This is a genomic window from Brachybacterium sp. AOP43-C2-M15 (genome assembly GCF_052446295.1).
Classification (GTDB): domain Bacteria; phylum Actinomycetota; class Actinomycetes; order Actinomycetales; family Dermabacteraceae; genus Brachybacterium.
Map to the genome: position 1 here is coordinate 15,400 of NZ_JBQSWB010000009.1, position 18,638 is coordinate 34,037.

Genomic DNA, 18,638 nt, shown 5'->3' on the forward strand with positions numbered 1-18,638 from the left:
TCGGGCCCCGTCGTAAAATGGAAGAATCAGAAGAGGGTGTGAAAAGAATGTTGCGACGGAGCGTTGCCGTGCTTTCGGCGCCGCTCACGAGCACCCCGTCGTGGGCGCCCGGGGCGTGAGTCGAGGCGGAGGGCCTCGAGGAGGAGGTGACGGACGGTGACCGCGACGCAGTCCCGCAGTGCCCGCGCTGCCGGCGACGCTCGTGGCGCCCACGGTGCCGGCACTGCCCGAGGCGCTGCGGACGGCGGGGGCCGCTCCCGCGACGTCGCACCGCCGCGCAGCGTGGTCCGGGCGCGCTCCGCACTGACCGAGGAGTCGCTGATCGTGCGCGGCCGGCTCGCGCCCGGCGCCGCGGAGACCGCGACGGTCACCCGTCTCATGGAGGCCGAGCGCGCCGAGTCGGTCCGCTACGGGCGGCGCCTGCTCGACCTCGCCCCGTTCTGGATCGACGACGAGGACCCTGATCTCGACCTCGACCGGGAGGAGCGGAGCCTCGCGATAGCCATCGCGCTGCGCACCACCACCACCGTCGCCTTCCGGATGATCCGGGACGCGAACATCGCCCTCGAGGAGATGCCGCGCACTCTCGAGCGCCTCCTCGCCGGAGAAATGCCCAAGGAATGGCATCAGCGCCTCCTGAGAGCCGTGCAGGACCTCACCCCTTTCCAGCGCTCGCAGGCGGACGAATACGTCGCCTCCTGGGATCTCGCGTCGATTCCCGCAGACCGATTCCGCGACGAGCTCCGCCAGCTGGTCTCCTGGTTCGAGGCCGAGCTGCCCCGACCCCGCCCGGAGGACTCCCGCGACGTCGCTCTCGAGAGCACCGCGCGCGACGACGGCACCGCCTGCCTGCGCATCACCGGGCCCGTCCCCGAGATCCTCGACCTGGCCCGTCGGATCGACGCCGCCGCGCGAGGCGTCCAGTCCCAGCAGCGCCATGCCCTCGAGGAGGGCATCCCGATTCCCTTCGATCTCGACGGCGACGTGCTCCGCGACGGCTCCGCGATGACCCTCGCCGCGCTGCGCTATGCGATCCTCCTGCGCACCCAGCTCGACACCGCGGGAGTGGAGATCCCGGCACCGCGCCATCGCGTGAACGTCGTCGTCCCCGTCCTCACCCTGATGGGCCTCGACGACACCCCCGCCACGTACGACGGCGTGACCCCGCTGCCCGCCGCGATGGCACGGCGGCTCGCCGAGACTGAGCCCGTCTGGCACCGCGTCTTCACCGACCCGATCTGCGGGCAGTTCCTGCCGCTGCCCGCCCAGAGGTACCGGCCCACTCCCGAGATGGTCGAGCACCTCCGACTGCAGGACCCCCGCTGCGCCGTCCCCGGCTGCAGTCGCAGCACCACGGACGACGCCGAGAACGACCACATCGAGGAGTTCGACCACGTCCACCCCGCCCGGGGAGGACCCACCAGCATCGACAACCTTCACCGTCTCCACTGGGGCCATCACGATCTCAAGACCGCCCGGCGGGTGGATCCGGTGCGAGAACCCGACGGGTCCACCACATGGACCGTCGGCTCCCCACCCCTGGTCAGCACGCGGGTGCCTCCGCGCACCGACCTGGCCACGCCTCGACTCGCCGCCGCCCTGATGGACTCATGGGAGCACCACGGATGGCTCGTGCAGATGGAGGAGATGGAGCGCTGCGGCGAGATCGATCGGATCCTGCAGGAGTGGGGGCCCGCCGACACCGCGATCGAGGGCGTGCTCGACCCCGATCAGCGTCCCGGGGACGTGCCCCGCGGATCGTGGTGGGACGAGGAGCCCTCGTTCTGACGTGTCTGTCGTCGCGTCGCCCCGATCGCCCTCATCGCCGAGCTCACCGAGGAGCGGCCCGGACGGCGGTGATCCGCTCCACGACGTCCGCGCCCGCCGGTGCGCCACCGGCGGCACGGATCTCGGCGCTCATCGCCGCCAGGCGGTGCGCGACCTCCGGGTCGCGGGCGAGACGATCGAGGGCGTTCCAGAGCATCGTGGGCGTGACGGCCCCGGGGTCGAGCACGTCACCGAGTCCGAGTTCGCGGAGCCGGTCGGCATTCGCCCGCTGCTCGGCCATCTGCGGCACGGCGACCATCGGCACCTCGAGTGCGAGCGCCTCGAGGATGCTGCCCATGCCGGCATGGGTCACGAAAGCCTGCGCCCGCTCGAGCACCTCGACCTGCGGCACACGCGAGTGCACCTCCACGTTCGGCGGGAGCGTCCCCAGCTCCTCGGCGCGCACCTGGCCTCCCACCGCCATCACCACGTGCCATGAGCGTCCCCGCGCGGACTCGGCGATCATGCGGAAGAAGTCAGGTCTGGCGTTGTAGGCGGTCCCGAGCGAGACCAGGAGCACCGGAACGTCCTCCGAAGGAGCCTCCCACTGTCCCTGGAAGGAGCGGTCCGCGATGATCGGACCGATGAAGTCGTGGTCCGGGAAGGTCTCACCCCGTGGCTGGAGGGAGCGCGGCAGCGTCACCACCCGGGCGGACGCGAGCCCACCTCGCATGAAGGCCCCGACATCCCTGATGCCCTCGGACCGCAGGTAGCGACCGATGCGCAGCATGGTCAGGAGGAAGCGTGGGCTGAACGGACTGATCCGCACGTACCGTCCCATGTTCCAGTGCTTGTTCCCGACGAGGTTCGGCCAGGTCTCGACCGAGGGCACTCCCCAGCGATGGGCCAGGATCCGACCCCACCAGGCGAGGGTGCCGTCGTGCACGACGACATCGGGACGCGGACAATCCGCGAGCTGCTCGACCATCGACGTCGTCTCCTCGAGCAGCAGTCCCATGGCGCGGACCATCTCGCGGCCGTGCATCTGAGGGATCGCGCCGGGGTCCATCGACTCCCACGTGGAGCGGACACGGAAGAAGGTCGCCCCACTCGCCGTGATGCCCTCCTCGTACTCACCCGGCGCCGCGAAGAGCACGTCATGACCACGGGAGACGAGCTCTGCGGCGATCCCGAGCATCGGTGTGACATGGCCGTGCCCGTGCGGACCCATGACGACGATGCGGCTCATGCACCCGCCGCCTTCCGGACATGCTCTGCGAGGGGCGTGGCATCACCCAGGAGCTCCATCAGCCGATCCGCGCTCATGAGAGCGATCCCCTCCGGGCTCCCGAGCGCGAGCAGCTTGTCGCCCGAGGAGATGCCGTGGTCGCGTCTGGCCTGTGCAGGAATCACCACCTGGCCGCGTTCGCCCACGGTCACCGCGCCGTAGAACATGCGCCCCTCCGGGCCGGCGAGCGGCGGAGCGGTCGTGGGGTCGTCGGGGTCCGAGGTGTGCTGCGACATGAAATACATGTTATGCATGCTTCGCGCGGGGCAACAGTCGCGCAGGGGCAACAGCCGGACGGGGGCAGCAGTCGCGCGTGCGGCGTGCGGCCCGAGGAGGCGCGCGTCGGGCGTCGGGCGTCGGTGGGGGGCGAGCCGGTCCGGCACCGGGCCCTCGCCGTCCTGCCGCTTCTGCCGCTCCCGCCGTCCTGCCCGTCCCGAGGTTCTGCGGCATCCTGGTCCGATGCACCCTGCGTTCCGTCTCGTGGCGCCCTCCGTCCACCGGTACCCCGCCTTCGTCGACTGCATCGCGGACTTCGCGGGCACACCGATGGACGGATCCGGCATCACCGACCCGGGCCGCGCCCCGCTGGCCGACGGCGACTTCATCGACTACGTGACCGAGCGCCTGGCCGAGGAGGACCCGACCACCGAGCTCGAGCCAGGGCGGGTGCACTGCAGCAGCCGATGGATCCTCGAGGAGGGCACCGAGGAGCTGCTCGGCTTCCTCGCCATCCGCCACCGCCTCACCCCTCACCTGCTGGACCAGGGCGGGCACATCGGCTTCTCGGTGCGCCCCTCGGCTCGTCGGCGCGGCGTCGCCTCGAGGGCCCTCGCCCTCGGGCTCGAGCAGGCGCGCGAGCGAGGCATCCACCCCGTGCTCATCACCTGCGACGACGAGAACCTCGGCTCGCAGCGCACCATCGAGCGCAACGGCGGCGCGCTCGAGGACGTCCGCGAGGGCACGCGCCGCTACTGGATCGACGGCGCGCCGCGACCCACGGCCTCAGCCTGACCCGGACCGCCGCCTGACCCGGACTGCCGCCTGACCCGGACCGCCGCCCGACCTGGACCGCCACACGACCTGGACCACCACCGCGTCGGCACCCTCCCGCCGAGTACCCTTCCCTGCATGCGGTACGGATTCCTCGGTCCCGAGACCACCTTCACCCATCAGGCCCTCCTGCAGGCCCTCGCGGAGATCCCCGAGGAGTTCGCCGCGGCGGACCCGGTGCTGGTGCCCTTCGCGTCGGTCGCGACCGCCGCCACCGACCTGCAGGCCGGGGACATCGACGCGCTGATGGCGCCGATCGAGAACTCCGTGGAGGGCGGCGTCTCCGGCACCCTCGACGTGCTCGCCGCGACCGACTCCATCACCATCGTCGCCGAGCAGACCGTCCGGATCGGCTTCGTCCTCGCCGCCCGCGAGGCCACCCCCCTCGACCAGCTCACCACCGTCGCCTCGCACCCTCACGCCCAGGCGCAGGTCCAGGACTGGCTGCGCAGCACGGTGCCCGGCGCGCACGTCGCCGCCGCGTCCTCGACCGCCGCCGCGGCGCGGGACCTCGCCTTCCTCACCGAGGACGAGGCCCGGGGGCGCGCCGCCGTCTGCTCGCCGCTGGCCGCCCAGCACTTCGGGCTCGAGGTCCTGGCCGAGGGCATCGAGGACCACGAGGGCGCGATCACCCGCTTCGTGCTCGTCACCCGGGAGGGCCGGATCCCCGCCCGCACCGGCGCGGACAAGACCACCCTGGTCCTCCAGCTGCCCCACAACCGCTCGGGCGCGCTGCTCGAGGCGCTCGAGGTCCTCAGCTCCAACGGCGTGAACATGTCCCGCATCGAGTCCCGTCCCCTCGGCGACTTCCTGGGCCGGTACTCCTTCTCGATCGACATCGAGGGACACCTCGAGGACCGGCGGGTCGCCGCCGCCCTGCGGTCCCTGCATCGACTGTGCCCGGTCGTCCACTACCTCGGCTCCTACCCCCGCGTGGACGGTCGGAGCGTCGAGGTGCGCGAGGACTACGCCGACGAGGCCTACGACGAGGCCCGCGAGTGGATCGAGCGGCTGAGCGCGATGACCACCCCTGCCCCGCACACCCCGGCGGAGCCTGTGCGCTCGCCGGGTGCACGGACCTCGGCGAACCCTCTGACCTCCGGGAGCTGACATGGCCGCGAAGACCGCCACCCCCGTCGTCGGCACCGCGCAGGTGCGCGCCATCGGCGAGCGCCTGATCATCCCTCTGCCCGAGGGGGCCGACGCCGCCCTGCCCTCCCGCGGGCAGGTCGCCGCCGAGGCCGTCCTGAACGGCCACGAGCTCCTCACCGTGATCGAGCCCGACGGTCGCAAGGGGCACTGGCTGCGAGTGGACGAGGAGCTGCGCGCGACCCTCGGACTGGAGGCGGGCGACGACGTCGAGTTCACCCTCACTCCCACGAGGTCCTGGCCGGAGCCCGAGGTCCCCGAGGACCTCGGGGCAGCCCTCGAGCGAGCCGACGACGTCACCGACACCTGGTCCTCGATCACGCCGATGGCTCGGTGGGAATGGGTGCGCTGGGTGGGTGCGACCCGCAGCGAGGACACCCGCGCCCGCCGCGTCGAGGTCTCGATCGACAAGCTCCGCAACGGCAAGCGCCGCCCCTGCTGCTTCGACCTGTCCTCCTGCACCGATCCGGAGCTCGCCCGCAGCGGCAAGCTCATGCACTGAGCCTCCGGCACCTTTCCGCGGGGCGACGGCCCCTCAGCGGGGGACCTCCGGCCCCAAGGGGACGGACGGGGGAGGAGTAGGGTCGGGACGACGAGGACGGACTCGACAGCGGGCCGCCATCATCGACCTCGTCGGCGGCCCCGCGAGGAAGGAGCTGCCATGAGCACAGAGGCCCAGCCGGAGCCCCCTGACATTCCCTTCGACCTCTCGCGGCGCGATCTGGGCGTCGTGGTCGGCTTCGACGGATCACCCCACGCCGAGGTGGCGCTGAGCTGGGCGGCGGGTGTCGCCGCCCGCCGCGACGCCGCGCTCACCGTCCTCAGCAGCTACCGGGTCGCGTTCCCGGTCTACTCCACCTACGCGGCGTTCCCGCCGGAGCCCGAGAGCGAAGCCCTCAAGCGCCATGCCGAGGCCCTGCTCGAAGCGGCCGCGGAGCAGCTGGCGGGGCATCCGGGGGAGGTCTCCTACGTGAGCGTCGAGGGCGACTCCGTCGGGGCGCTGATCGACGCGTCCCGGAACGCGCAGCTGATGGTCGTCGGCGCCCGCGGGCGCGGCGGGTTCCTCGGGCGGATCCTGGGATCGGTCGCCGATGCGCTCCCCGGCCACGCCGAGTGCCCGACCGTCGTCGTCCCCGCCGGGGCCGCCCTCTCGGACGGGCCGGTGGTGGTGGGCGTGGACGGCTCGCCCCACGGCCGTCGGGCGATGCTCCACGCGGCGGAGGAGGCGGCCGAGCGCGGTGCCGTGCTGTCGGTCGTGATCGCTCTGCCGCCGCCCGACAGCGGCGAGTTCTGGTACCCGGTGCTCTCGCAGAACCACTCCGAGCTCATCGAGAGCCGACGCGCAGAGCTGCGGGACGAGCTGGAGGGCGAGATCGCCTGGCTGACCGGCCACGTGCCGGATCTGGACGTGACCGGCGAGGTGAGGGTCGGGCAGGCCGCCGGCGTCCTGCAGGACGCCGCGCGCTCCGCGCAGCTCACCGTGGTCGGCACACGAGGCCGGGGCGCCCTCACCAGCGCCCTGCTCGGCTCGGTCTCCCGGGCCACCCTGCACGGCGCCGAGGGCCCGGTGATGGTGGTCCCGCCGCTGCAGGACGACCGGATGGAGGGACCCCTCTCAGGAGGAGCCGGGCTCCGCTGAACGATGCTCCGCTGAACGAGGCTCCGCCGAACGGGGCTCCGCCGAACGGGGCGTCGATTCCCGCGGGGCCCTCGTCGGGCTCGTGCCCTCGGGGTAGCGCAGACGCAGCACGCCGGGATCGACGGTGGCGATCAGATGGGTGGCCTCAACGTCCGTGTCGCCGTCGAGCTGCACGGGCTGGGGCTTGGTCGTGGTGACCCGGACGCCGGTGGTCAGGTAGCGGTGCATGGTCGAGAGCTTCGGCCCGTACCGCGGGATCAGTCTCGGGTTGACGACCTGCGCGGCGACCTGGCTGAACCCGGCCGCGCCGCGCCACCCCGCGACGACCACCTCGAGACGGCCGTTGTCGATCGTCGCGTCCGGCATCAGCACGAAGCCGCCGGGCAGCTTGCCGACGTTCCCCAGCAGCACCGTGCGCGCCTTGTGCGCGTGACGGGTCTCGTCGGGCAGCTGGACGACCACGTCGACCGAGCGGCCGAGCACCGTGCGGATCCCGCCGAAGACGTAGGCGATCCAGCCGATGCGCTTCTTCATCCCCGGATCGGTGTAGCCGATCATCTCCGCATCGGCCCCGAACCCGGCGATGACCAGGAAGACCTGCCGTTCCGCGGAGCGGGCGGCGCTGACCGAGTCGCCGACCCGCAGCCAGCCCACGTCGACCTGATGGTCCTGGCCGGTCAGCGCCGCGACCATCGCCGCCGCCGGGTCCTCGAGCGGGATCTCGATGTTGCGGGCCAGCAGGTTGCCGGTGCCGGCGGGGATGATGCCCATCCGGGTGTCCGTGCCCGCGAGCACCGAGGCGACCATCCGCACCGTCCCGTCGCCGCCCGCGGCCATCACCAGATCGGCGCCGTCCTCGACCGCCCGGGCGGCCTGCCCCGTGCCGGGATCGTCGATGGTGGTCTCGTAGAAGACCGTCTCCGCGCCCTCGATCCGGTCCACCACCTCGGTGATCCTCGTCCGGAACGCGTCCGTCCTCGCGAACTTCGAGGGGTTCAGCACCACGGCGACGCGGTGCAGCCGTCCGTCGTCGGTGGCGTCGTCGTCGGCGTCGTCGGCCTGGGCGTCGCCGGTGCTCGCGGAGCCCGCCCGGCCGCGCTCCTCCGACGACCCGCGGTAGCGGGTCGCGCGCTGCTCGGCGGCGGCGTGGAGGGCGGCGAGCTCCCGACGGTGGCGACCCAGCCGGCGCAGGACCACCACCAGCAGGATGATCGTGATGACGGTGGTGGCCACCGAGAGGATGCTCAGCAGCAGGGTCATGTCCATGGCGTCACACTAGTCGCACCTCTTGCGTGCCCAGGAGCGCAGGTACCCTGGAGCGATGATCGATCTGCGGCTCCTGCGCGAGAACCCCGACACCGTCCGCGACGCCCAGCGGGCGCGCCGTCGCGACCCTGCCACCGTCGACGCGGTGCTCGAGGCCGACGCCCGCTGGCGCGAGGCCACCGCGGCCTACGAGTCCTCGCGCGCCGAGCAGAAGGCCTTCGGCAAGAAGGTCGCCCAGGCGGCGGGGGAGGAGAAGCAGGCCCTGCTGGCCGAGGTCAAGCAGCTCAGCGCCGACGTGAAGCGCCTCGAGGCCGAGGCCGACGAGGCGCTCGCCCTCCGCGATGCCTCGCTGCGCGAGATCCCGAACCTCGCCGAGGGAGCGCCCGAGGGGCTCGAGGACGACTTCACCGTGCGCGAGCACGTCGGCGAGGTGCCGAGCTTCGACCACCCGGTCAAGGACCACCTCGAGATCGCCGAAGGGCTGCGGGCGATCGACATGGCCCGTGGCGCGAAGGTCTCCGGCGCCCGCTTCTACTTCCTCACCGGCATCGGCGCCCAGCTCGAGCTCGCGATCCTGAACTCCGCGATCGACCAGGCCACCCGGGCCGGCTTCACCCCGATGATCACCCCCACCCTGGTGCTGCCGGAGTCGATGGAGGGCACCGGCTTCCTCGGCGAGCACGCCGACGAGGTCTACCACCTCGACAAGGACGACGACCTCTACCTCGTGGGCACCAGCGAGGTCGCGCTCGCCGGCTACCATCGCGGCGAGGTCCTCGACCTCTCCGACGGCCCGCTGCGCTACGCGGGATGGAGCGCCTGCTACCGCCGCGAGGCCGGGAGCTACGGCAAGGACACCCGCGGCATCATCCGCGTGCACCAGTTCCACAAGGTCGAGATGTTCTCCTACTGCCGGATCGAGGACTCCTACGAGGAGCACGAGCGGCTGCTGGACTGGGAGCGGGAGATGATGGCCCGCATCGACGTGCCCTACCGGATCATCGACACCGCCGCCGGGGACCTCGGCACCTCCGCCGCCCGCAAGTTCGACTGCGAGGCATGGATGCCCTCGCAGTCGACCTACCGCGAGCTGACCTCCACCTCGAACACCACCCAGTTCCAGGCGCGTCGGCTGAACATCCGCGAGCGCACGGAGGACGGGCTGCGCCCGGTCGCCACCCTGAACGGCACCCTGGGGACCACCCGCTTCCTCGCGGCGATCCTCGAGAACCACCAGCAGCCCGACGGGTCGGTGGTGGTCCCGGAGGGGCTGCGCCCGTACCTCGGCGGCCGCGAGATCTTCGAGGTCAGCGCCTGAGATGCCGGCTCCCCGCACCCTGCGACGTCTTCTCCGGGCTCTTCGTCACCGCCGGTTCACCCGTTCGTCGGACGGCGATGCCACACTGCCCGACATGAGCACCTCCACCGCGACCACCGACCGGGAGGCGACCCGTGCGCGCCTGCGCGAGCACCTCGAGCGCCTGGCCGGCGAGAGCCTGCTCATCGGCCTCGACGTGGACGGCACCCTCGTCGACCACGACGGCGCCATGACGGCGGACATGCACCGCACCCTGCAGAGTGCGGCCGAGCAGCACACCGTCGTCATCGCGACCGGGCGCTCCCTGGGCGCGACGCTGCCGATCGTCGAGGCCGCCGGGATCACCCGCGGCTTCGCCGTCTGCTCCAACGGCGCCGTCACCGTGGAGATGGATCCCGATCTCGAGGGCGGCCACCGCATCATCGACACCCGCTCCTTCCAGCCGGGCCGTGCGCTGCGCACCCTGCGCGAGGTGGCGCCGGACGCGCACTACGCGGTCGAGCGGGCCGACGGCAGCTTCCACTCGACCGCCGGCTTCCAGGACGCGAGCTTCGGGGTGCAGGCCGTCGAGAGCGCGCTCGAGGACCTCATGGAGCTCGAGGCGGTGCGTGTGGTGGTCCACGTCCCGGATCTCTCCCCGCAGGAGTTCTCCGAGGTCATCGCCGAATCCGGGGTGCACGGCGTCGAGTACTCCATCGGCTGGACGGCCTGGCTGGACATGGCCGCGCCCGGCATCTCCAAGGCCAGCGCCCTCGAGGTGCTGCGCGAGCGGCTCGAGATCGACGCCGCCCGCACGGTCGCCGTCGGCGACGGCTTCAACGACACCGAGATGCTCGCCTGGGCGGAGGTCGGGGTGGCCATGGGCCAGGCCCCGCAGGGCGTGAAGGACGTGGCGGACACGGTCACCGAGTCGATCTACGAGGACGGCACCGTGCTCGTGCTCGAGTCGCTGCGGCACTGAGCTCCGGCTGAGCCCCGGCGTTCGCCGCCCGGGCTCTCGAATCAGGCACCCGACCCGCGCCGCCGTCGGCCCCGGCGCGGGCCGTCGGCCGGGGGCTCGACCTCGAGGATCACCTTTCCCAGGTGCCCGCCGGTGCGCAGGATGCGGTGCGCCTGCGCGGCCTGCTCGAGCGGCAGCCGGGTGTGGATCGGGATGCGCAGCTCACCGGATTCCAGCAGGGGCCAGACCAGGTACCTCGACGCCTCGAGGATCGCCCGCTTGTTCTCCACCGGCCGGGAGCGCAGCGTGGTGCCGACGACGCGGCCGCGCTTGCCCATCAGCACGCCGAGCGGCAGCTCGCCGCTCGCCCCGCCGAGGGTGCCGATGACGACCAGGCGGCCGCCCTCGCGCAGCATCCCCACATGGTCGGCGAGGGCGGAGCCTCCCACCACGTCGAGGATCACGTCCGCCCCGCCGCTCTCCCGCACCGCGGCGAGCAGGTCCGTGGTGCGCCGGTTCCAGGCGGCGTCGGCCCCCAGCTCGCGCACCGTCGCGATCGCCTCGTCGGAGCCGACGGTGGTGAGCACGCGGGCGCCCAGATGGCGCGCGATCTGGATCGCGACCGTGCCGACCCCGCCGGTGCCGCCGTGGACGAGGATCGTCTCCCCGTCGCGCAGCCCCGCCTCGAGCACCAGGTTGGAGACCACCGTGGCCACCGCCTCGACGACCCCCGCCGCCTCGACCAGGTCCATCCCCGCGGGGACGGGAAGCAGCTGCGCCTCGGGCACGGCGACGACGCCGGCGTAGCCGCCGCCCGCGAGCAGCGCCACCACCGGTTCTCCGGTGTCCCGACGGTGCCCCGAGACCTCGAGGCCGGGAAGCTCGGAGGCTCCGGCCGGGGGAGGGTACGTCCCGGCGGTCTGGGCGACGTCGGCGCGGTTCACCCCTGCGGCGACCACGTCCACCAGCACCTCTCCGGGGCCCGGGACCGGTTCGGGGAGCTCGGCGAGCTCGAGCCGATGGTCCTCGGTGATCGTCATCGCGCGCATGGTCACTGGGTCACCTCCACGACGGTGCGGCCGCGCACCTGCCCGGCGAGGATCCGCTCGGCATGGTCGATCACCTCGGACAGCCCGATGCTGGAGGTGAGGGAGTCCAGCTGCTCGACGTCGATCTCCCGGGCGAGGGCGTCCCAGGCGCGTTCGCGCAGCGGCAGCGGGCACGCGACCGAGTCCACCCCGGCGAGGGTCACCCCGCGCAGGATGAACGGCAGCACGGTGGCGGGGAGGTCCGGTCCCTGGGCCAGTCCGAAGGCGGCGACCGTGCCGCCCCGGGCGGTCTGCGCGAGGACGTTGGCGAGGGTCGTGCTGCCCACGGCGTCGATCGCGCCGGCGAAGCGCTGGGACTGCAGCGGCCGCCCGACCTCCTCGGACAGCGACCGGCGGTCCAGCACCTCCGCCGCACCCAGCTCCCGCAGGTAGTCGCCGTTCTCCTCCACCCGGCCGGTGCTGGCCGCGACCCGGTGCCCGCGACCGGCCAGCAGGGCCACCGCGATCGAGCCGGCTCCTCCGGAGGCGCCGGTGACCAGCACCTCCCCGGAATCGGGGGTGAGGCCCGCGTCCTCGAGCCGGAGCACGGCGAGCATCGCCGTGAAGCCGGCGGTGCCGATGGCGGCGGCCCGTTCGGGGGACAGCTCGGCGGGAAGGCGCACCAGGGCGTCGGGGCGCACCCGGGCGCGGGTGGCGAAGCCGCCGTGGGCCGTCTCGCCGAGGCCGTCGCCGGTGAGGACCACGAGGTCTCCGGCCGAGAAGCGCTCGTCGGCCGAACCCGTCACCCGGCCCACCAGGTCGATGCCGGGGATCAGCGGATGGGTGCGGGCGATGCCCGTGCCGGCCAGCGCCATGCCGTCCTTGTAGTTCAGGCCGGAGGCCAGGACGTCCAGCTCGACCTCGCCGCTGAGCAGCGACTCGTCGGCGTCCTCCAGCAGGCGCGGGTCAGCGCCCTCGGACTCGATCACTACGGCGCGCATGCGCACGCTCCTCTCCCTCGGGGGCGGGTGGGACCAGCGTATGCCCGCCGCGGCGGAGGTGCTGCCGGCCGACGGCGGTGCCCGCGCCCCGCCTCCCCGCGGGCCGGAGCGCCTCGCCTCGCGACCCCCGTGCCTTGACGCCCGCCCGGTTCCATGGTTCATTAGTGGAGTAATGAACCGATGAGCCGCAGTCGCGGCGCCGACGCAGGAGGTCTCGTGCTCGACGAGTCGAAGCCCCTCTACATCTCCGTGGCGGAGCAGATCGAGGACGGCGTCCTCGACGGGACCTATCCGGAGGAGACCCCCGTGCCCTCGACCAACGAGCTCGCCGCCTTCCTGCGGATCAACCCCGCCACCGCGGGCAAGGGGCTGAACCGGCTCGCCGATGCGGGAGTCCTGGTCAAGCGGCGCGGAGTGGGCATGTTCGTCGCCCTCGGTGCCGCCGACCTGGTGCGTCGCCGGCGCCGCGAGGCCTTCCGCCAGGCCTACATCACCCCGTTGCTGTGGGAGGCGGAGCGCCTCGGCCTCACCCCCCGGGAGCTCACCGACATGATCCTGAAGGAGGACCCCCGATGACCGCCGTCGAGACCCATGCCCTGTCCAAGCACTTCCGCGAGGTCGCAGCGGTCGACGGCGTCGACCTCCGCCTCGCCGAGGGCCGCATCCACGGTCTGCTCGGCCGCAACGGCGCCGGCAAGACCACCCTGATGAAGCTGCTGACCGCGCAGGTCTTCGCCACCTCGGGGCGGATGCGCGTGCTCGGCGAGAACCCGGTCGAGAACCCCCGTGTGCTCGCACGGACCTGCTTCATCCAGGAGAGCCAGAAGTACCCCGACGGCTTCCGCCCCCGGGACGTGCTGAGCATCGCCGAGGGGCTCTACCCCAGCTGGGACCGGGACCTCGCCCGCGATCTGGTCGGCGAGTTCCGGCTCCCCGAGAAGCGGGCGATCTCCAAGCTCTCCCGCGGTCAGCTCTCCGCCGTCGGCATCATCCTCGGGCTCGCCTCCCGGGCGCCGCTGACCTTCTTCGACGAGCCCTACCTGGGACTCGACGCGGTGGCGCGGCGACTGTTCTTCGACCGCCTGCTGGCCGACTTCGCGGAGCACCCCCGCACCGTGGTCCTGTCCACCCACCACATCGACGAGGTCTCCAACCTCCTCGAGCACGTGGTGCTGCTGGACGAGGGGCGGGTCGCGATCGACGAGGAGGCCGAGGTGCTGCAGTCCGCGGCGATCGAGATCTCCGGCCGCGCCGACGAGGTCCGGGAGTCGGTGGCCGATGCCGACGTGCTCCACCTCCAGGAGATCGGAGCGCTCGCGACCGCCACGGTCCACGCGGATCCGGGGCGCGCCGACCGCGCCCGCGCCGCCGGCCTCCAGGTCGCCCCCGTCACCTTGCAGAACTACATCGTCCACCGCACCAACACCGCGGCGCGCAGCGCCGCGAGATCCTGAGAGGGGCACCCATGCGCTACCGCAGCGTCATCGACATGCACGTCGTCAACCGGATGCAGGCCTTCGGCTGGCAGCCGATCGTCGGCGCCATCGCCCTCGTCATCGTCCTGGCCGTCGGCGCGATCGTCGGCTCCCAGGGGCCCGAGGCACGGGCGGGGATGTATCTCGGCATGACCTGGAACGGAGCGATCTTCGCCGTGCTCGGCCCCATGATCGGCTACGGCTTCACGTCGATGGGGCAGTACTTCCCGCTCGCCCTGGGCATGGGCCTGACCCGTCGGGAGTTCGCCGCCGGGGTGTCCCTCGTGTTCCTCGCCAACGCGGTCGTCTACGCGGTGCTGATCACGATCGGCAAGATGATCGAGGTGGCCACCGGAGGATTCGGGCTGCAGATCCGCTTCTTCGACGTCTTCTACACCGGCACCGGTCCGGCGTGGCAGACCCTGATCCAGACCTTCCTGCTGATCCTGGCAGTGCTCTTCCTGGGCGCCGCCATCACGGCGGCCTACCTGCGCTTCGGCCAGGCCCTCCTGTGGATCGGGGGCGCCGTGCTCGCCGTCCTCGCGGTGGCGCTCCTGGCCGCCCTGATCCTGATCGACGGCTTCGGTCGGGGCCTGCTGGAGCTGCTGACCCTCGACTGGGGGTCGTGGATGGCGGTGATCGCCGCGATCGGTGTGGCGTCGGGCGCGGTCTGGCTGCTGCTGGTGCGCCGCACCCAGGCGCGCTGAGCGCTCGGCTAGACTCCCGCAGGTGCCTCCGGGCACGAGGAGGGTTGTCAGAGCGGCCGAATGAGTTGGTCTTGAAAACCAATGTGCAGCGATCCTGCACCGCGGGTTCGAATCCCGCACCCTCCGCCGTCGTCGGTCGTCGGTCAGGCCGGTGCGCTCTCGTCGGCGCCCGCCGGCCACGTCGCCATGAAGGTCGCGATCGCGGACTCGAGGTCCTCGCGCCCCGCGCCGTCGCGCGCCTGCATCGCCATCCCGTTCCAGATGGCCAGGATGTGCATGGCCAGGCCGCGGAGGTCGAGCGAGGCGGGCAGCCGGCCGCTGTCGACGTCCTCCTGGAGCTTCGCCTGCACCCGCTCGCCGATCGTGCCGCGGATCGTGCGCAGGGTGGCCGCGACCTCCTCGGAGGAGCCGGCGAAGTTCGCCGAGTTGTTCATGATCAGGCACCCCGCGGGGCATCCCGGCCGCGTGTACTGGTGCGCCGCCCCGGTCAGCAGACGCTCCGTCGCACCTCGGGCGTCGGGCTCATCGACGAACGCGGCCTCGACGAACCCGGTGTAGCGCTCGGCGTAGCACCTGATCACCTCCTCGAACAGCACCTGCTTGCTGGTGAAGGCGTTGTACAGGCTGGGCGCCGAGATCCCCATCGCGGCGCAGAGCTCGCGCGTGCCGACCGTCTCGTAGCCGCGCTCCCAGAACAGGAGCATCGCCTTCTCCAGCGCCTCGTCACGGTCGAAGCTCCGGGGGCGTCCTCGTCTCGCGCTCATGGCCAGCATTTTATAGCGCGCGATCGCTTTATGGCGGGGACCCGCTGTCCAGCCCTACCTCGGACCGTGCCCACGCCGTGACCTCCCGGGCCAGGTCCCGGTCCATCGCCTGCCGGGAACGGCGCAGGAGCGTCGGTCGCCCGCGGAGCGCACCGCGCCCGTCGGGGCCGACGTAGGAGGCGGGCGGCAGCGGCTGGGTCGCGGCGAACAGCACCGGCGCCGCCCCCTGCGGTGCGGTCATCGCGAAGGGACGGGTCACGGCGGTGACGATCGCGTCGAGCCGATCCGACCCGGTCGCGTTCTGCAGGTTCGTGAGCACCCAGCCCGGATGCACGAGCTGGAGGTCCACGGCGGACCCGCCGGCCCGCAGGCGATCGGCGAGGTCGAGGCTCCACAGCATCGCCAGCAGCTTGGAGCGGCCGTAGGCGGCGCGCAGCGACCAGCCGCCGTGACGGAACGGCGGGTCCTCGAGGTCGACCCTGCCGAAGCGGTGCGCCTCGGAGGCGACCACCACGATCCGCTCGTGCACCAGCGGCAGCAGCAGGTCGGTCAGCAGCAGAGGGGACAGGGCGTTGACCCCCGTCATCAGCTCGAACCCGTCGCGCGTCTCCTCACGGCGGCGGCTGACCACCCCGGCGACGTGGACCAGCAGGTCGATGCCGCGCTCGCCGACGGCTCGGGAGATCTCCGCGGCCCCCTCGCGCACGGAGTCGAGCGAGGCGAGATCCAGGGTGGTCAGCCGCACCGCCTCCGGGCGACCGGTCTCGCGGCGGATCCTGCCGGCGACGACCTCTCCCTTGGGCCGGGAGCGCACCGGGAGCACCAGATCCGCTCCCCACCGAGCCAGCTGCAGCGCCGCCTCGCGCCCCAGCCCGTCGCTGGCCCCGGTCATCACGACCGTGCGACCACGCAGGTCGGGCGCGGTCAGGTGCTCCCATCCCATGGCGTCCATCGGCCCATCGTAGGGGCCGGACCCGCGTAGCATGGGCCTGACCTCCGGCCCGTCGCTCCCTCGGCGGCGCCCCCGGATCCTGCAGAGGAGAGATCAGCGATGGCCCAGTACACAGGTGTTGCAGTGAGCCCCGGCCGCGTGGTCGGCACGATCCGGGCGATGGCGCCGCCGGTCGCGGAGCCGCCCGCGAGCGAGAAGCTCGCCGAGGGGGCGGATGCCGCGGCCGAGGCCGAGCGCATCCCCGCCGCGGCCGCGGCGGTGCAGGCCTCGCTGACCCGTCTCGCCGAGCGCGCGAACGGGGAGGGGAAGAAGATCCTCGAGGCGACCGCGCAGATGGCCGCGGACCCGTCCCTCACCCAGACCGCCCAGGGCTTCGTGCTCTCCGGCGGCAAGTCCCCGGCCCGCGCCGTCTGGGAGGCCGGCGACCAGGTCGCGACGATGCTCGAGGGCCTCGGCGGGTACATGGCCGAGCGCGCGACCGACGTGCGCGACGTGCGCGCGCGCATCGTCGCCGAGCTGCGCGGCGAGCAGGCGCCCGGCATCCCCGAGGTCGAGGAGCCCTTCGTGCTCACCGCGATCGACCTCGCCCCGGCGGACACCGCGACCCTCGACCCCACGCGCGTGCTGGCCCTGGTCACCTCCGACGGCGGCCCACAGTCGCACACCGCGATCCTGGCTCGTCAGCTCGGGCTGCCGGCGATCGTCGCCGCCCGGGACATCCACGAGTTCGCCGATGGCACCGAGGTCTTCGTCGACGCCGGCTTCGGCACCGTGACCGACGAGGTCACCGAGGAGCATCACCGCTTCGCCGAGGCCTGGACCGAGCTGCAGAAGAACCCGCTGACCTACGAGGGCGGCGGCGGGGTCCTCGCCGACGGCACCCGGGTGCAGCTGCTGGCCAACATCGGCGGCGCCCAGGACGCGCAGAAGGCCGCCGCGGCGAACGCCGACGGGGTGGGTCTGTTCCGCACCGAGTTCCTGTTCCTGGACCGCGAGGACGAGCCCACCGTCGAGGAGCAGACCGCCGCCTACGTCGAGACCTTCGCGCACCTGCCCGGCAAGAAGGTCGTGGTGCGCACGATCGACGCCGGCGCGGACAAGCCGCTGCCCTTCCTCACCGACGCCGACGAGCCCAACCCGGCGCTCGGCGTGCGCGCCTACCGCACCTCCTGGGAGAAGCGCTCGGTGCTCACCAACCAGCTCGACGCGATCGCCGCGGCCGCCGAGCAGTCGCAGGCCACGCCCTGGGTGATGGCGCCGATGATCTCCACCGTCCCCGAGACCGAGGACTTCGTGGCCCTGTGCGCCGAGCGCGGGCTCGAGCCCGCCGGCATCATGGTCGAGACGCCCTCGGCCGCGGTCACCGCGGATCGCCAGCTCGCGGCCTGCGACTTCGCCTCGATCGGCACCAACGACCTCACCCAGTACACGATGGCGGCGGACCGGCAGCTGGGTTCCCTGGCCCATCTGAACAACCCGTGGCAGCCCGCCGTGCTCACCCTGGTCAAGGCCACCTGCGACGGTGCCCGCGCCGCGGGCGGCGACCCCGAGGCCTTCGGCGAGAGCGCGAACAAGCCCGTGGGCGTGTGCGGCGAGGCGGCGGGCGATCCCGGTCTCGCGGTCGTGCTCGTGGGCCTGGGGGTGAACAGCCTGTCGATGACCCCGCGCTCGCTGCCCGCGGTCGCGAAGGTGCTCTCCACGGTGACCCTCGAGCAGGCTCGGGACCTCGCGGCCCAGGCCGTCGCGGCCCGCACCGCGGAGGACGCCAACAGCGCCGTCCGCGCGGGGCTGCCGATCCTCGGCGAGCTGGGGCTGTGACCCGCTGACCCCTGCGCGGCGCGTGCGCCCGGCGTCCGTCCCGACGCGACACGTGCGCCGAGACCCCCGATATCGCCCGTTGGTGGGTGATATCGGGGGTCTCGATGCTTGCGTCAGGTGTGTCGCCGGGTCCGGCGCGACGATCCTGGCGCCGGGGCGGGCGCAGCGGTCGCGTCACCGCACGACGCGCCTCACTCCTCGGCGTCGAGGTCCTTCTCCAGGAGGTCGGCGAGGGCGTTCACCGACTCCTCGGCGCCCTCGCCCTCGGCGCGCAAGGTGACCTCGTCGCCCTTGCCGGCCCCGAGGGTCATCAGCATCAGCATGCTCGAGGCCTGCACGGCGTTCCCGCCGGCCTTCTCGATGGTGACGGTCGCGGGCTGCTCCGCCGCGGCCTGGGCGAAGATGCCCGCCGGCCGTGCGTGGAGCCCGGAGGCGCTGGCGATCTTGACGGTCCGCTCTGCCATGGTGTGTCTGCC

At 72.6% G+C, this 18,638-nt stretch carries 19 protein-coding genes and 1 tRNA gene; 12 read left to right on the forward strand and 8 right to left on the reverse strand.

The genetic code is table 11. The annotated features are described in order from the left end of the window. Positions 1 to 156 precede the first annotated feature (156 nt). On the forward strand, positions 157 to 1,788 hold the full coding sequence (locus ACT3SP_RS11140) for an HNH endonuclease (protein WP_444587359.1): 1,632 nt from the start codon (positions 157 to 159) through the stop codon (positions 1,786 to 1,788). A gap of 43 nt (positions 1,789 to 1,831) precedes the next feature. Here ACT3SP_RS11140 and ACT3SP_RS11145 read toward each other — a convergent pair whose 3' ends face one another. Both ACT3SP_RS11145 and ACT3SP_RS11150 read right to left on the reverse strand, forming a co-directional pair. Then, entirely contained in the window at positions 1,832 to 3,016 is a 1,185-nt protein-coding gene (locus ACT3SP_RS11145) for a macrolide family glycosyltransferase (RefSeq protein WP_444587360.1), read from the reverse strand. Beyond that, positions 3,013 to 3,291: an AbrB/MazE/SpoVT family DNA-binding domain-containing protein gene (locus ACT3SP_RS11150; RefSeq protein ID WP_444587361.1), complete on the reverse strand. Its 279-nt coding sequence runs from the start codon at positions 3,289 to 3,291 to the stop codon at positions 3,013 to 3,015. Before ACT3SP_RS11150 ends, ACT3SP_RS11145 begins: the two co-directional genes overlap by 4 nt. Before the next feature lie 223 nt (positions 3,292 to 3,514). Between ACT3SP_RS11150 and ACT3SP_RS11155 the strand changes: the two genes are divergently transcribed. The 4 genes from ACT3SP_RS11155 (at position 3,515) to ACT3SP_RS11170 (ending at position 6,893) form a co-directional block, all read left to right on the forward strand. Further along, positions 3,515 to 4,066, forward strand: a complete 552-nt coding sequence (locus ACT3SP_RS11155; protein ID WP_444587362.1) for a GNAT family N-acetyltransferase — start codon at positions 3,515 to 3,517, stop codon at positions 4,064 to 4,066. Between the two features lie 117 nt (positions 4,067 to 4,183). Then, complete coding sequence (gene pheA, locus ACT3SP_RS11160) at positions 4,184 to 5,215, forward strand: prephenate dehydratase (RefSeq protein ID WP_444587363.1); 1,032 nt, start codon at positions 4,184 to 4,186, stop codon at positions 5,213 to 5,215. Position 5,216: 1 nt separating this feature from the next. Then, a complete protein-coding gene (locus ACT3SP_RS11165; protein WP_444587364.1) occupies positions 5,217 to 5,756 on the forward strand; it encodes a YdeI/OmpD-associated family protein in 540 nt (179 codons plus the stop codon). 159 nt (positions 5,757 to 5,915) lie between these two features. Continuing rightward, complete coding sequence (locus ACT3SP_RS11170; protein WP_444587365.1) at positions 5,916 to 6,893, forward strand: universal stress protein; 978 nt, start codon at positions 5,916 to 5,918, stop codon at positions 6,891 to 6,893. On the opposite strand, the gene ACT3SP_RS11175 is transcribed toward ACT3SP_RS11170, so the two are convergent. Continuing rightward, on the reverse strand, positions 6,870 to 8,159 hold the full coding sequence (locus tag ACT3SP_RS11175; protein WP_444587366.1) for a diacylglycerol/lipid kinase family protein: 1,290 nt from the start codon (positions 8,157 to 8,159) through the stop codon (positions 6,870 to 6,872). The genes ACT3SP_RS11170 and ACT3SP_RS11175 overlap by 24 nt on opposite strands. 55 nt (positions 8,160 to 8,214) lie before the next feature. Between ACT3SP_RS11175 and serS the strand changes: the two genes are divergently transcribed. Then, positions 8,215 to 9,477, forward strand: a complete 1,263-nt coding sequence (serS, locus tag ACT3SP_RS11180) for a serine--tRNA ligase (RefSeq protein ID WP_444587367.1) — start codon at positions 8,215 to 8,217, stop codon at positions 9,475 to 9,477. Positions 9,478 to 9,571: 94 nt separating this feature from the next. Further along, a complete protein-coding gene (locus ACT3SP_RS11185) occupies positions 9,572 to 10,438 on the forward strand; it encodes an HAD family hydrolase (protein ID WP_444587368.1) in 867 nt (288 codons plus the stop codon). Between the two features lie 41 nt (positions 10,439 to 10,479). On the opposite strand, the gene ACT3SP_RS11190 is transcribed toward ACT3SP_RS11185, so the two are convergent. Further along, the gene (locus tag ACT3SP_RS11190; protein ID WP_444587545.1) at positions 10,480 to 11,466 is read right to left on the reverse strand and encodes an NAD(P)H-quinone oxidoreductase; all 987 of its coding nucleotides are present in this window, start codon (positions 11,464 to 11,466) and stop codon (positions 10,480 to 10,482) included. Between the two features lie 2 nt (positions 11,467 to 11,468). Next, entirely contained in the window at positions 11,469 to 12,446 is a 978-nt protein-coding gene (locus ACT3SP_RS11195) for an MDR family oxidoreductase (RefSeq protein ID WP_444587369.1), read from the reverse strand. A gap of 180 nt (positions 12,447 to 12,626) precedes the next feature. On the opposite strand from ACT3SP_RS11195, the gene ACT3SP_RS11200 reads away from it, so the two are divergent. The 4 genes from ACT3SP_RS11200 to ACT3SP_RS11215 all read left to right on the forward strand — a co-directional run bounded on the left by ACT3SP_RS11200 (position 12,627) and on the right by ACT3SP_RS11215 (position 14,754). Beyond that, the gene (locus ACT3SP_RS11200; protein WP_444587370.1) at positions 12,627 to 13,022 is read left to right on the forward strand and encodes a GntR family transcriptional regulator; all 396 of its coding nucleotides are present in this window, start codon (positions 12,627 to 12,629) and stop codon (positions 13,020 to 13,022) included. After that, positions 13,019 to 13,900, forward strand: coding sequence for an ABC transporter ATP-binding protein (locus tag ACT3SP_RS11205; RefSeq protein WP_444587371.1), 882 nt, complete (start codon positions 13,019 to 13,021; stop codon positions 13,898 to 13,900). Before ACT3SP_RS11200 ends, ACT3SP_RS11205 begins: the two co-directional genes overlap by 4 nt. An 11-nt stretch (positions 13,901 to 13,911) precedes the next feature. Continuing rightward, on the forward strand, positions 13,912 to 14,628 hold the full coding sequence (locus tag ACT3SP_RS11210; protein WP_444587372.1) for a hypothetical protein: 717 nt from the start codon (positions 13,912 to 13,914) through the stop codon (positions 14,626 to 14,628). A gap of 38 nt (positions 14,629 to 14,666) precedes the next feature. Next, a tRNA-Ser gene (locus tag ACT3SP_RS11215) sits at positions 14,667 to 14,754 on the forward strand. A 17-nt stretch (positions 14,755 to 14,771) separates the two neighbouring features. Here ACT3SP_RS11215 and ACT3SP_RS11220 read toward each other — a convergent pair. Then, positions 14,772 to 15,392: a TetR/AcrR family transcriptional regulator gene (locus tag ACT3SP_RS11220; RefSeq protein ID WP_444587373.1), complete on the reverse strand. Its 621-nt coding sequence runs from the start codon at positions 15,390 to 15,392 to the stop codon at positions 14,772 to 14,774. 28 nt (positions 15,393 to 15,420) lie between these two features. Further along, positions 15,421 to 16,344 (reverse strand): SDR family NAD(P)-dependent oxidoreductase, encoded by a 924-nt coding sequence (locus ACT3SP_RS11225; RefSeq protein ID WP_444587374.1) that lies wholly within the window; start codon positions 16,342 to 16,344, stop codon positions 15,421 to 15,423. A 99-nt stretch (positions 16,345 to 16,443) separates the two neighbouring features. On the opposite strand from ACT3SP_RS11225, the gene ptsP reads away from it, so the two are divergent. Next, on the forward strand, positions 16,444 to 18,162 hold the full coding sequence (gene ptsP, locus ACT3SP_RS11230; protein WP_444587375.1) for a phosphoenolpyruvate--protein phosphotransferase: 1,719 nt from the start codon (positions 16,444 to 16,446) through the stop codon (positions 18,160 to 18,162). 191 nt (positions 18,163 to 18,353) lie between these two features. Here the strand turns inward: ptsP and ACT3SP_RS11235 are convergent, their stop codons facing one another. Beyond that, positions 18,354 to 18,626, reverse strand: coding sequence for an HPr family phosphocarrier protein (locus ACT3SP_RS11235; RefSeq protein ID WP_444587376.1), 273 nt, complete (start codon positions 18,624 to 18,626; stop codon positions 18,354 to 18,356). Positions 18,627 to 18,638 lie beyond the last annotated feature (12 nt).

What these genes read in the sequence shown, in the direction of transcription:
- pheA (WP_444587363.1), top strand. Translation starts at nt 4,184, where the DNA reads ATGCGGTACGGATTCCTCGGTCCCGAGACCACCTTCACCCATCAGGCC.
- ACT3SP_RS11195 (WP_444587369.1), bottom strand. Translation starts at nt 12,446, where the DNA reads ATGCGCGCCGTAGTGATCGAGTCCGAGGGCGCTGACCCGCGCCTGCTG.
- ptsP (WP_444587375.1), top strand. Translation starts at nt 16,444, where the DNA reads ATGGCCCAGTACACAGGTGTTGCAGTGAGCCCCGGCCGCGTGGTCGGC.
- ACT3SP_RS11190 (WP_444587545.1), bottom strand. Translation starts at nt 11,466, where the DNA reads ATGCGCGCGATGACGATCACCGAGGACCATCGGCTCGAGCTCGCCGAG.
- ACT3SP_RS11225 (WP_444587374.1), bottom strand. Translation starts at nt 16,344, where the DNA reads ATGGACGCCATGGGATGGGAGCACCTGACCGCGCCCGACCTGCGTGGT.
- ACT3SP_RS11170 (WP_444587365.1), top strand. Translation starts at nt 5,916, where the DNA reads ATGAGCACAGAGGCCCAGCCGGAGCCCCCTGACATTCCCTTCGACCTC.
- serS (WP_444587367.1), top strand. Translation starts at nt 8,215, where the DNA reads ATGATCGATCTGCGGCTCCTGCGCGAGAACCCCGACACCGTCCGCGAC.
- ACT3SP_RS11165 (WP_444587364.1), top strand. Translation starts at nt 5,217, where the DNA reads ATGGCCGCGAAGACCGCCACCCCCGTCGTCGGCACCGCGCAGGTGCGC.
- ACT3SP_RS11150 (WP_444587361.1), bottom strand. Translation starts at nt 3,291, where the DNA reads ATGTCGCAGCACACCTCGGACCCCGACGACCCCACGACCGCTCCGCCG.
- ACT3SP_RS11205 (WP_444587371.1), top strand. Translation starts at nt 13,019, where the DNA reads ATGACCGCCGTCGAGACCCATGCCCTGTCCAAGCACTTCCGCGAGGTC.
- ACT3SP_RS11175 (WP_444587366.1), bottom strand. Translation starts at nt 8,159, where the DNA reads ATGGACATGACCCTGCTGCTGAGCATCCTCTCGGTGGCCACCACCGTC.
- ACT3SP_RS11200 (WP_444587370.1), top strand. Translation starts at nt 12,627, where the DNA reads ATGAGCCGCAGTCGCGGCGCCGACGCAGGAGGTCTCGTGCTCGACGAG.
- ACT3SP_RS11185 (WP_444587368.1), top strand. Translation starts at nt 9,572, where the DNA reads ATGAGCACCTCCACCGCGACCACCGACCGGGAGGCGACCCGTGCGCGC.
- ACT3SP_RS11220 (WP_444587373.1), bottom strand. Translation starts at nt 15,392, where the DNA reads ATGAGCGCGAGACGAGGACGCCCCCGGAGCTTCGACCGTGACGAGGCG.
- ACT3SP_RS11235 (WP_444587376.1), bottom strand. Translation starts at nt 18,626, where the DNA reads ATGGCAGAGCGGACCGTCAAGATCGCCAGCGCCTCCGGGCTCCACGCA.
- ACT3SP_RS11145 (WP_444587360.1), bottom strand. Translation starts at nt 3,016, where the DNA reads ATGAGCCGCATCGTCGTCATGGGTCCGCACGGGCACGGCCATGTCACA.
- ACT3SP_RS11155 (WP_444587362.1), top strand. Translation starts at nt 3,515, where the DNA reads ATGCACCCTGCGTTCCGTCTCGTGGCGCCCTCCGTCCACCGGTACCCC.
- ACT3SP_RS11210 (WP_444587372.1), top strand. Translation starts at nt 13,912, where the DNA reads ATGCGCTACCGCAGCGTCATCGACATGCACGTCGTCAACCGGATGCAG.